Source organism: Neobacillus sp. GCM10027624, from assembly GCF_042675345.1.
Lineage (GTDB): Bacteria > Bacillota > Bacilli > Bacillales > Cytobacillaceae > Neobacillus > Neobacillus cucumis_D.
In genome coordinates this window covers 1-12922 of the sequence record NZ_JBHTHD010000008.1, presented here as the reverse complement: position 1 = coordinate 12922, position 12922 = coordinate 1, and the positions used below count along the sequence as shown (strand labels likewise).

General features: G+C 38.2%; 9 protein-coding genes. 5 read left to right on the top strand and 4 right to left on the bottom strand.

Features of this window, described 5'->3' with window-relative positions; genetic code table 11:
- Positions 1–206 precede the first annotated feature (206 nt).
- The 5 genes from ACFQZ9_RS11405 (at position 207) to ACFQZ9_RS11385 (ending at position 6637) form a co-directional block, all read left to right on the top strand.
- Entirely contained in the window at positions 207–1448 is a 1242-nt protein-coding gene (locus ACFQZ9_RS11405) for an ROK family transcriptional regulator (protein ID WP_498943862.1), read from the top strand.
- 318 nt (positions 1449–1766) lie between these two features.
- Complete coding sequence (locus ACFQZ9_RS11400) at positions 1767–3035, top strand: ABC transporter substrate-binding protein (protein WP_498943861.1); 1269 nt, start codon at positions 1767–1769, stop codon at positions 3033–3035.
- A gap of 96 nt (positions 3036–3131) precedes the next feature.
- Positions 3132–4022, top strand: coding sequence for a carbohydrate ABC transporter permease (locus ACFQZ9_RS11395; RefSeq protein ID WP_198312609.1), 891 nt, complete (start codon positions 3132–3134; stop codon positions 4020–4022).
- Positions 4023–4029: 7 nt separating this feature from the next.
- Positions 4030–4863, top strand: a complete 834-nt coding sequence (locus tag ACFQZ9_RS11390) for a carbohydrate ABC transporter permease (protein ID WP_198312610.1) — start codon at positions 4030–4032, stop codon at positions 4861–4863.
- A 16-nt stretch (positions 4864–4879) separates the two neighbouring features.
- Complete coding sequence (locus tag ACFQZ9_RS11385; protein ID WP_498943860.1) at positions 4880–6637, top strand: glycoside hydrolase family 2 protein; 1758 nt, start codon at positions 4880–4882, stop codon at positions 6635–6637.
- A gap of 451 nt (positions 6638–7088) precedes the next feature.
- On the opposite strand, the gene ACFQZ9_RS11380 is transcribed toward ACFQZ9_RS11385, so the two are convergent.
- The 4 genes from ACFQZ9_RS11380 to ACFQZ9_RS11365 form a co-directional block, all read right to left on the bottom strand.
- A complete protein-coding gene (locus ACFQZ9_RS11380) occupies positions 7089–7778 on the bottom strand; it encodes a TetR/AcrR family transcriptional regulator (protein WP_498943858.1) in 690 nt (229 codons plus the stop codon).
- A gap of 346 nt (positions 7779–8124) precedes the next feature.
- The gene (locus ACFQZ9_RS11375) at positions 8125–9426 is read right to left on the bottom strand and encodes an MFS transporter (RefSeq protein ID WP_198312613.1); all 1302 of its coding nucleotides are present in this window, start codon (positions 9424–9426) and stop codon (positions 8125–8127) included.
- A gap of 130 nt (positions 9427–9556) precedes the next feature.
- The gene (locus ACFQZ9_RS11370; RefSeq protein ID WP_498943856.1) at positions 9557–11602 is read right to left on the bottom strand and encodes a CocE/NonD family hydrolase; all 2046 of its coding nucleotides are present in this window, start codon (positions 11600–11602) and stop codon (positions 9557–9559) included.
- A 313-nt stretch (positions 11603–11915) separates the two neighbouring features.
- Complete coding sequence (locus ACFQZ9_RS11365) at positions 11916–12290, bottom strand: nucleotide excision repair endonuclease (RefSeq protein WP_198312615.1); 375 nt, start codon at positions 12288–12290, stop codon at positions 11916–11918.
- Positions 12291–12922: the final 632 nt, after the last annotated feature.

Below are 12922 nucleotides of genomic sequence, written 5' to 3'. Positions count from 1 at the left end.
CTGCTTAATGTTAGGTTTCCTAAAAAATAATGAAATGTTTTTTTGAAAAAATGGTGGCATAATTGAAGGTTAATTAAGAAATCAAGGTTGAAAATGGAGATAAGTTATAATAAGATATAAACATTAATTAAATTAATTAATATTCATATTTTAAAATACTAATTAAACATTTTTAAAGATTGTAAGTAAAAAGGTGGTGATAGGTTTTGACTTATGTTCCGAGGAAAGGTAGCTTTGAAGGCATGAAGTTACTTAATCAATCAACGGTTTTAAATTTAATTCGTTTAAAAGAACCAATTTCAAGAGCGGAAATTGCAAAAATAACCCAATTAACGCCTCCTACAGTAGGATCCTTGGTAAATGAATTGATTGAGAAAAACCTTATTATTGAAGAACAATCCACTAGCTCAAAAGCTGGGGGCAGAAGGCCGATCATGCTTAGAATTAATTATAGCGCCCATTATATCATTGGGGTTTATGCTGCCTCAGAGGTTATTCGTATTATTTTAACAACCATGGATGGAAAAATTGTTTTCGATTATGTTAACAAGATTTCCGAACTTCCTTCAAAAGATAAATTTCTTAAGATATTGAAAGACGGTATTCATTATGTGCTAAATGAAACGGTGATAGAACGGGATTTAATTATAGGGATTGGGGTTGCAATGCATGGTCTTGTTGACCCAAATCGGGGTGTTGCGATATTTTCTCCTCATCTGCATCTTGAAAATATACCTATTAAGGAAAGCTTAGAAAAGGAATTTAATTTGCATGTAATGGTTGAAAATGATGTTCGTGCTTTGGCATTAGCAGAAAGTTGGTTTGGACAAGGACAGGGTGTCCCTGATTTTATCTGCATAAGTGTTGGCAGGGGGATAGGTTCAGGTATCTTTATCAATAATGATATTTATAAGAGTTCTTTTAATACTTCAGGAGAAATCGGTCATACAATTGTTGATATACATGGACCGCGATGTGAGTGTGGAAACAATGGGTGTTTAGAAGCAATTGCTTCAGAATCCGCGATTCTGAATAAAGTAAAGAAAGAACTAAAATTAAATAAAGATACGATCATCCAAGAGTGGATTAAGGATGGGGAGGATGAGCTATCCATTAAGATGGTGTTTAAAGCGGCAAAGGAAGGGGATCAATTGGCAAGGCTCATTTTAGAAGAAAGCGGCAAATCGCTCGGAATAGCTTCAGCCAATTTGATTAATATTCTTAAACCATCCAAAGTTATATTTGAGGGCTGTATTTTTGAAGAGGGAGAGATTGTTTTCTCGACTGTGAAGGATATGATCGAAAGGTATACCTTAAGAATCGCAAACGAGGAAGTTTCTATTGTTTGTTCTGAATTTGGAAAAAAAGGGATGGTTTTAGGAGCGGTAACATTAATTTTACGATTGCTGTTCAGCGATACAGAAGAATCAGCCTTCCATATAATTTAAATATACCGACAAGATAAAGTTTTAATAATATGTATTAATATGAAAAAGATTAAAGAATCCATTCCTCAGATGGATTTTTTTATTTTTAGAGCCTATTGGTTTCAGTAAATTAAATTATTTAATTAATGGTATATATTATTTATGATTGCAAACATTACTTGTGTTAGCAAAATATAAGTAAAATCTATTATGTAAACGTTGACAAACTATAATAGTATGATTATTATAAATTCATAAAGTAAATTAAATTAATTAACTTTTAAATCCGCTAGAAATTCAAACCTAAATTTAATCAAATCCTATCAAGGAGGATCTAACATGAAGAAGAAAAGATTCCTAGGTATTGCATTAACTGCTGCCCTGGCTCTTGGTTCACTCGCTGGATGCGCAAGTAAAAGTGAGGATTCAGCTGGCACTGCAGGTAAAGGGGAGAAAATAACGTTCTGGGCGCCCTTCTCTGGTGCAGACGGCCCTCGGATGAAAAACATTGTAGCTAACTACAATAAGTCACAATCGAAATATCAAGTAGATATGCAGATTATTCCTCAGAATGACTATTATAAGACGGTAGACCTTTCTTTTTCAGGCCAAAAAAGCGGCCCTGATGTGATGATTATGCACGCAGATCAGCTAACAAATTATGAAAGCAAACATTTGATTAAAGATATTACCGATGTTGCTGAAAAAGCTGGAATTAAAAAAGAGAACTATTCAGAAACTGCTTGGAATGCAGGCGCATTTGACGGAAAACAATATTCAGTTCCATTGGATATCCATCCATTGATTCTCTACTATAACAAAGATTTATTTAAAGCTGCAGGCTTAGATCCAAACAAACCCCCTAAAACTCGTGAGGAATTTGTAGCTGATGCAAAGAAATTAACAGACTCATCCAAAAATCAATGGGGCTTTGTTGTTCCAACATTATGGCCAAACCAATTTATCTACCCAACCGTTTTCTTCCAAAATGGAGGAGAATTGCTGAAAGATGGCAAGCCAAATTACAACAGCCCAGAAGGTGTTGAAGCTTTAACATTCTTATCGGATTTAATTCATAAAGACAAAGTCTCTCCAGAGAATGTTCAACAAGATGGTGAAGTTACTTTATTTCTTCAAGGCAAGAATGCAATGCAGCTGAATGGTCCATGGATGATGGAACAGTGGGATAAAGCAGGTATCCACTACGGTGTAGCACCTGTTCCACAATTAGGGACAAAAACGCAAGCTGTTTATGCGAATGGACATAACTTTGTCATACCTGCTGCAGTGAAAGATCAAAAGAAATTAGATGGAATTACCGATTTCTTAAAATATGTAGGAAATAACGCAATGGAATGGGCAAGATCCGGTCAGGCTCCAGCTTCAAAGGCCATTTATGAGCAAAACGCTGAATTCAAAAAAATGACTCAGCAGCCTCAAGTGGCGAAAGAGTTCACCTATGCTAAATTCGCTCCGCGGATTGCCAACTGGGGACAAATTTCTGATCCGTTATGGGCAGAAGTGAACCTTGCTTTATTAGGTAAAAAAGATCCGAAGCAAGCATTAGATGATGCAACGAAAAAAGCTGAACAAGTCATGTCTAAATAATTTTTGCTAAAGGGAGGCGGACAGGAGAAAGGAAACCTGCCGTCTCTTATTTTTTTAAGTAACGTTTCTAAAAAAGTGTGAAAGGGAGAGAGGCTGATGAATAAAACGAATTGGAAATCACAATTGACTTCAAGCCTTTTCGTTCTGCCGTATTTGGTGTTGTTTATTCTTTTCCTGTTTATCCCGATTATCTATGGGACATGGATGAGTTTGCATAACTGGGATTTGCTTGATCCGGTTCATAAATTTGTAGGATTAGCAAACTATGCTAAAATTTTCGATCCATCTTCTTACCTGAACAATATATTTTTTGATGGTCTTAAAAATACTTTTCAATTTGTCGTGTATAGTGTTCCTCTATTAGTGATAGTGGGACTGGCTCTTGCTCTATTAGTAAATAGTCTTCCTAATAAGTTTAAAGGATTTTTTCGAACTGTTTATTTTATTCCATACTCTGTTTCTGTTTCAGTTGTTGCCATCATCTGGTTGTGGATGTTGGACACAAACAGCGGTCTTATTAATCAGTACTTGCAAAAAATGCATGTAAAAGGAATCCCGTGGCTAACTGATATGCCTTGGGCTTGGGTTTCTATTGTTATCGCCACATTATGGTGGACAATCGGTTTTAATATGGTTATTTTTATCAACGCATTGAACGATGTTTCGGAGGAATTATATGAGGCAGGATCATTGGACGGCGCCAATCGATGGCAGAGATTTATTCATATTACTCTTCCCAGTATTAAACCAACCATGTTATTTGTGCTAATCACCTCAACCATCGCATCGTTTAATATTTATGGACAGCCTTTCTTGATGACACGCGGGGGGCCGGGAACGTCAACCAAAGTTCTTTTGATGAATATTGTTGATGAGGCTTTTAAACAAAGACAATTAGGTACTTCAGCTGCAATGTCTCTGCTAATGGCTTTAATAATTATTATCATCTCTGTCATCCAATTAAAGGTAACCAGTAGAAAGGAGTAGGGTGTCAATGCAAAGTAAGGGATATAAAGCTTTTCTCATCATTATTTCGATTATTGTTGCGTTAATTTTCATTGTTCCGCTTTTCTGGATGCTTGCTACTTCCTTTAAAACAGACCAAGAAGCGTTTACAGCCGGAATTAGATGGCTTCCAAAAGTATTCACTCTAGAAAATTACCAATATAGTTTAAGCGGGCAAAACACAGATACACCAGTTTTAACTTGGATGTCCAATTCACTGTTTGTAGGAATCGCTGGAACACTCATCGTACTGGTTGTTGATACATTGGCGGCTTATGGACTTGCTAGATTAGATGTACCATTTAAAAAGGTTTTAGTGAGCATATTTATTGGATCTTTAACCATTCCGTGGGTTATCACATTCTTACCGTTATACATGGAATTTAATAAAATGGGACTTCTGGACACCTATGCTGTTTTGATTCTTCCTTATTCGTCGAATGCCTTTGGTGTGTTCCTTTTATATCAATATTTTAGAGGTTTCCCAAAGGAATTGGAGGAAGCAGCCAATCTGGATGGTGCAAATAAGTGGCAAGTCTTCCAAAAGGTTGTTTTACCTTCTGCAAAACCGGTTATCTGGACATTGGCCATTTTCACCTTTATGGGAATTTATAACGATTTCTTATGGCCGCTTGTAACAACGAATTCACCTGAGATGCGAACCATCACAACGGGGATTGCGATTATGCAGCAGGGCAGCTTTGTATCATCACCTGGAAAACTTATGGCATTAACATCTTTAGCAACCGTTCCGGCAATCGTACTATTTATAATCGGACAACGTTCATTTATTAAAGGCGTTAACCAATCGGGAATTAAGTAAGGAAGGATTGAAAGAAATGTCAATACCTCGTAATGAATACCCAAGACCGCAGTTTGCCCGGGAAAAATGGGTGAATTTAAATGGACAATGGGATTTTGCTTTTGATGACAAAAATGAAGGGTTAACGCAAAAATGGTATCAGCTATTTCCTGTAAAACAGACAATTACTGTACCATTTGCTTACCAGACAAAGCTAAGCGGGATTCATGATCCCTCATTCCATGATATTGTTTGGTATCACCGTGTTTTTACCATTCCAGAAGATTGGAACGAAAAAGACATCATTGTGCATTTTGGAGCGGTCGATTATCGTTCCTGGGTTTATGTAAATGGTGAATTAGCTATTTTCCATGAGGGAGGAAATACTCCTTTTTCTGCCAATATTACACATCTTTTGAAAAGGGATGCTGAAAACAACTTAACAGTTCGTGTTGAGGATCCATCGGAAGATGTGACCATTCCAAGAGGGAAACAATATTGGCATGAAAAGTCTGAATCCATTTTTTATACAAGGACAACCGGTATATGGCAAACTGTTTGGTTAGAGCCTGTTTCCAAAACAAGGATTGAATCGATCCGTTGGACACCGCAAATTGATCGTGGGGATATTGAACTTGAATTTAAAGTGGAAGAACTAGCTGAGAATCTACAGTTATCGGTAGAAATCTCTTTCAAGGGTCAAAAAATAGTCTCAGATCAAACCGGAGTTTTGGAATTTTACAACAAGCGCAGTTACAATCTTCGAAATCGGTTTACCGACCGCAGCAACATTCATGGTCCTGGATGGTACTGGTCACCGGAGAGCCCGAACCTTTTTGATGTTACCTTAACATTAAAAGCAGGGGATTTAGTTCTTGATAAAATTGATAGTTATTTTGGGATGCGTAAGGTATCTATAGAAAATGGCATTTTTAAGCTAAATAATATGCCTTACTATCAAAAGCTTGTCCTTGACCAAGGTTATTTTCCTGAGGGACTGTTAACGGCACCATCAGAGGATGATTTAAAAAGAGATATAGAATTAGCGAAAGAAATGGGATTCAATGGTGCAAGAAAACATCAAAAAGTCGAAGACCCACGGTTCTTATATTGGGCAGATCAATTAGGTTTTCTGGTTTGGGGCGAAATGGCAAATGCCTCGGAATATAGTGAAGAGGCTGCGTGCCGATTGGCTACTGAGTGGTTTAATGTGGTAAAACGTGACTACAGCCATCCATCCATTATTGTTTGGCTGCCATTAAATGAAAGCTGGGGAATCTCAAGGGTTGCCTATGACAAACAACAACAGGCACATGCAACATCCATGTATTGGCAAACAAAATCAATTGATCAAACTCGTCCAGTTCTTTCAAATGATGGCTGGGAACATACGATTTCGGATATCTGCGGAATTCACAACTACCGCAGTGCTGAAGAAATGGAAAAAGCCTATGAAACGGTAGAAAGTGCTATTACTACTACACCGGCTAATCGTGCTATTTATTGTCAAGGCTTCTCTTATAGAGGTGAACCAATCCTCATTACGGAATATGGCGGTATTGCCTATAAAAAAGATGAAACAGAAGGATGGGGGTATTCAGCAGTAAAATCTGCTGAAGATTTAGTAGAAGAATATCGCAAGGTTACCGGAGCTTTATTGAAAAGCAATGTAGTTCAGGGCTTTTGTTACACACAATTAACGGATGTTGAACAAGAAATTAACGGGTTACTTACGTACGACCGTAAACCAAAATGTGAACTTAGTAGAATAAGAGAAATTAACAACGGAATGTGATAAAAGAAGACCTTGTTTCTGGCGGAGATACAAGGTCTTTTTGAAGTTTATGAGTAAAGCCTATAGCTGAAAAGATTGACTATATAAACATTAAGATAGGAGTCCTAATCATGAGATTACCAAGTCGATTGTAGAAGCACATGGGGGAAGAATCGAGGTCGAGAGCAAGCTGGGGGCCGGGACCGTCTTTCGTGTGTATTTGCCGGTAGGATGAATGTTCTGGTGGCCTTTTATCAAAAAGCTGCTAGGTTCATTCGAGTGGCTTTAGTTTGGCCGATATAATAGTAGAATGACCCATATAAGAGAAGTATTGGCGCATAAATTGGAAAAAATGGAACATAAAATGAAAAATAATTTATAACATTACTGGAAGACTGACCAAGGATCAATCCGGTCTTAGTCAAAAGCCCTGCTCGACAAATAACGAGCAGGGCTTTATACGTTCAACAAGTTATTGCTGATTCGTATGATCATATTTTTTAAAAGAAAAAAGATTCGCGTTGTGAACAATCTCCGTAATATAGTTCATGGTGATTTTCACTGCCTCCTCAAACTCATAGCTTTTGCGATTATTTAGGATATTGGTAAACATCCCCTGCCAGATTAAAATGGTTAGTTCATTAATCTCATCAACGTTTTCCTCTTTAAGATATCCCTCTCTTAGGGCGATTTCTAAAAAGGATCGCCCCCGTTTTGATACATTCCGTTCAAAGAGAATAATCTTTAATTCCTCAGGAATGTTAATCAAATCAGCCGGATAGATTTTATAATATTCTTCAAGCAGCTTCTCGGGTTGATCCCCTAAATCCATAATAAATACCGCATTAAAAATTTGTGGCTGTTTAAAGGAGTGAATACAAAAACATTCCCATGCCAACAAGTACTTTTCAATGGGATCTTTTCCTTTTTCAATATAAACGGCTACTTCATCCGTATAGGTTTTCAAGAATTTCATAGAAGCGAAAAAGATCAGATGGGAGACCTCGGAAAAATAGTTATAAATAGTGGCGCTATTATATCCTGCTTTATCCGCTACTTTTCTGATCGTTACATTCTCTAAACCTTCTTCTTCGATAATTTCAGCCGTAGCATCGACAAAGTATTTCCACATACGGCTCAATTGTATTTCCTTTTTTTTCATTGCTATGCTCCTTACAAATTTTATATCCATATAAGTTATTTCGATCTTAGACGAAGTGACATCTAGTAAAATTATACCAAACTATTGGCTCAGAAGCCGAGGTGAAAATGAACCGAATGGAACAGGTTCAAAAATGAAAAAGCTGGCGAAAAACAAAACGTTCATCGCCAGCTTCTTTTCAAAGGTTAAGAAAGTCTAAAATTTTTGACTTTGAGAATTGTCCAGCTCCAGCGCCTAGCCCCTCGAGGTCACAAGCCAATCCGTCAAGAAGGCTAAAGGACAGCCTTCTCGCCGGCTCGTCTTGTGCTTGTCGGGGCTGAACAAGGCGCTTGCGCTTTTCGTATTGTTAACTTGCTTTTATTTCTTTCATTGCTTTCCTCTGAAGGGCAATCTCTTGTCGTTTTTCTTTCGTGATTCTTTGCCAAATGACAGCGGTAATCAATCCAACGATCGTGAAGCCTAATAAAATGGCGAATAACACCTTATAACCGGTGGTACCACCCCAGTGGTCCAAACAAGCTCCCGCAATAATTGGCATAAAGATTTCTCCGCTATACCCGATAATCATCAACGGCATAGCGACTGTTCCCGTTGTTTCAACTGGATAGTCTCCTTCCACCAAAATCGCAAAGTGCGTCGCCTGTAAGGCATACATGGATACATAAACAATGGCGATAAAGACTAACAGTAATAAGATAAGAGAAGGCTTTCCAGGCAAAAGAATGAGAGCGGCTAAACCGGCTGCCAATAAACCATAGGCAATGATAACCATATTCGAAATCCCAATTCGGTCCCCGATAATTCCTGAGGTGAAACTTCCGACTGGTCGGCAGTATTGTGAAAAGTAACCAAGTGCTGCGGCAATGATGGTGGAAGCACCAAAGGCAGCGTGTGCATAAGGAGTGATATAATAGAAACTATTGATCATTGCATATGATGTTAAAATAAGAACGGCCGCCAGCCAGGTTGTTGGCATTTTGAGAATCTTCCAAAGGATCTCCCAATTAAATTTTGTATGATCTTTTTCGTTAACTTGATCACTGTTGTTGTTTTGTTCAGGTTCCTTATAAAGCAGCATCACCATGATCCCTAATAGAATACACATCACGGAATAGAAAATAATTACCGTGGACAATGCCACCTTGTCACTCAGCTGCTTTGAAACAAAGGCGAAGAGTCCTAATACCAAAGCGGATTCGATCACTTTTGAAGCACCACGTCCTCCTTCAAAAAAGCCGAATGCTTTCCCTTGTTCATTTTCATTTGCTAATGAGCGGACGGCTTTAATTAACGCTACCCAAAAGGTCATGATAGACGTGATTCCCCAAGCTGCATAAATTACGAGCAATACAGAGTAAGGGGGATACAATAGTAAGGTAAAGCCAAGAGCTCCTGTAACGATTAAGGATAATGTCAATAAGTGTTTCGTTTTCCAGCGATCTGCTACATACCCTCCAAAGATATAGGAAATCAAACAAGTAATTCCAAACACACTTCCGAGCGAACCCATTTGTGTATTGGTTAAGTGAAAGTCCTTTAAAAATACATCATAATAATAGTTTCGGAAATAGGGCAATGTATAAATCATTTCACCTGCAATAATTAAAATGATGAGAGTAGATATATTTTTCTTTAGTTTTCCTTCCATCTCTTTTCTCCCCAATCGCTGGCTTTTTTAGTAAGAATGTATAACGTTTTTGACTTTGAGAATTTTCCAGCGCAAGCGCCTAGCCCCTCGAGACATAAGCCTAAGGTTGACCTAGTCGCTTCCGCTTTTCTTATAGTCCTACACGTTTAATCTTTTGGTCCCAATTCTTCTTGAATGCCTGCTGGCCGTTTTCTTTAACATCCATTTCCCCTACGATGATAAAGTTTTCCGCATCCGAAGTTTGCGTAACGGTGATGTCAGCATCAATCCACCAACCCTCGCGGCCTATTTTCATTTTTTGATAAATGGTATATTTCGCGGAAAGAGGATCAGCATTGCTTAATGTCAATTCTCGACTCAAATTGTGTTCAACAGTCACATCAATTTCATCAAAGTGATAAACCCCTTCGCCAAAGACCCCGCCGACACCATCCGTTATGCATGTCCAAGTATCCGTTACGATATCATAAGAAATCGAACGATCGACTTTGCCTTCTGAAAGTAGGGTGATCGGAGTTAGCGGCGCACTTTGTGGACTCATTTTCGGTCCTGCTGTCCGGCTGCCTTTAAAGATTGGTAATGAAAACTTAGCAGTTTCCAAATTCAATGCAAGTGCTGCATCTTCTGGCATGGTCCAAAACATTGGCCAAAAGGTAGTGGCAATTGATAAACGCACCCGGTGCCCGGCTTTAAATTGATGTCCGCAGCAGTCGAGATTTACATATGCATGTACCTTCTCACCAGCGTTCAGCAAGTCTACCCGATCATGTCCATTTAAATGAGTTAAATTCATAACACCATAGGAAACCCGGGTAACGGCTCCGTCTGGCGCCACATCTGATAGCTGCGCAAAGAGCATTGCTTTGGGTTTGTCACTCGATAATTGCACTTCAAATCTTGGATAGCCTACAATTTCCAATGGGTTTTCTAAACGATCACTTTCAAATACCATCGCCATTCCATCATCTAATCGCTGGTCTGACGGACTTTCCCCAAGTACTCCTGCACCCATCCATTCACCTGATAAAAGACCATGATTTAAAGGTGTTTTTAATAACACTTGCTCTTCCTTATCATTTCTTTCTTCCAGTAATTTACCATGAGTCAATTGATATGTTTTCGTGAGAACATCATTTGATGGCCATGAATCAAGTCCGACCCATTCTCCTTTACTAACCGGTTTAATGGAAGAAGGGGGCATGCTTTCCTCAAGCCATACATCAATCATTGGTCCATTGATGCAATCGTTTTCGATTCCTTTTAGCCAATGATCCCACCATTTAACAGCTTCTTGCAAAAAGTCCATCGCCGGACCTGGAACGCCGTCCTGAGGATAAACATGTGCCCAAGGACCGATAATCCCTTTTCTAGGAACCGAAAGCCCTTTCATTAAACTGAATACGGTATTGGTATAAGAGTCTTCCCAGCCATCGATGGCAAGAACGGGTACCTCAATGTCATCGTAGTTTTCACAAACCGAACCATGCTTCCAATATTCATCTCTCGTTTGGTGCTCCATCCACTGCGCCATCCATAACGGCATATTTTCTAGTCGTTCCAGCCATTTTTCACGCCAGCTATCGCCAACAATATGAGGATCGAGTGGACGCGCTTGATAGGCCAGCATAATGTTTCCCCACCAGAAATTATCGTTTAACAGACAGCCGCCTTTATAGTGAATATCATTGTTATACCGGTCATCGGTAAATCCAAGGGTAATAACGGCTTTTAAATTTTTGGGTCTTCTGGCTGCAACTTGGAGGGAATTAAAGCCTCCCCAAGATTTACCCATCATCCCGATGTTTCCATCACACCAGGGTTGATTTGAAATCCATTCAATCACTTCTAGGGCATCATCTTGTTCTTGTTTTAAGTACTCATCCCGTAAGAGACCATCGGATTCCCCTGAACCTCTCATATCCACTCTGACTGCTGCATAACCATGTCCTGCAAAATAGCCATGCATCGGTTCATCTCTTGTCCTTGTACCGTCTGTTTTCCGGTAAGGAATATACTCTAAAATCGCCGGTACTATTTCGCCTTCCGGAACTTCAGGCAACCAGATCCGACTGGAAAGTCTCGTTCCGTCTTTTAATTCAATCCAAGTGTTTTCAATCGTTTGATACGCATAAGGAAAATTGGTGATAATCTCTCTTTCTTTGCATTCTGTTGACATGTTACCATCCCTTTCTTCCTCTTTCGCCGCAAAGAGGTTTAACATAACAAGTATTACTTTAAAGCGCTTTCTAAAGATATAATTGAAGTTAAAAAATAATCAAAACCATTTTATAATCATGATTACTAAATTACTATGATTAGTATAGCACCTGATAATATGATGCACAACTTAAAATTTTTAGAAAAATTAAATTTTATTTTAATTCAGGGGTCCCGCTGCTCGGGTATAAGGTAAAGCGTGAATAGGGGGTTTGAAAAAAGGAAAAAACACCTTGTGCTTATGGCGGAAGGTGTTTTGATGTAGAAGGGATTTATTTATAAAAGACTTTGTCAATATTGTATTTGGCGTGCTGCTTGTTGATGATGTAGGTTTCGTAAATCTCTCTTTCTGTCGGGTCTTCGACGATGGATACGGCAATTTTGTAAACTTCATCGCGGTGCGCTTTAATGGGGGAAACAGTGTCCTCAAAGTGTTTCTTTACCCTTGGACGCAGCTTACGGGCTTTGCCGACAAATAACAGTTCATCCTCTGCATTAAACAATAGGATGATCCCACCTTTATCACGAGGAATTCGATGATAATCAGTAAAACCATATTGGCTGCTAATTACCGCTTCTACTTTTTCACCTAGCTGTTTTTGTTTTGTTAATACAACATCAGGATTTGGTATTTCAATTTTTATCATAAACTTCACTTCCTATTCTGAGGTAAAACGTAATTTTAGCTCTCTTAAAATACATTAGTTAATTGTTATTTTCAAGTTTTTGGATCTCCCTGCACTTAAGGTGTGAAAGTATAATGTCCATTTAATTCTATGCACCTTTCGACAATTTTTTTACTAGAATTTAAAAAATCTTTTTATGAGTTCTAATCATTTTTCGGAATCATGAGGTGCGGTAACTTGATTTAATATGTATATTATCCATACCTTGATTTGAAATTCATCCTAGTCTATCTAAAAGAAGAAGAGGGTCTTGAGTAATTTTAAAAAACTTTCTATTGCAAGTTAACACCCACGGTGTTATATTAATAAAGTCGCTCCCAGAAAGAGTGAATAAGTAAACAAGATTAGTGAAAAATTCCTCTTGTTTTGATAGGCATAACGTGATATGATATAAAAGTTGCTTTTGAAAAGAGTAAGGAAATCAATCGGAATTGGAAATAATTGATGGTTGATAGAATTTAAGGAATTTGATAAATTAATATTCCTGCCACTTTTTAAAAGTGCTATTGTTCTTTGAAAACTAAACAAACAAAAACGTCAACAAACAATAATAATCATGTTTCTTCTATTATATAGAGAACATGAGCCAACGT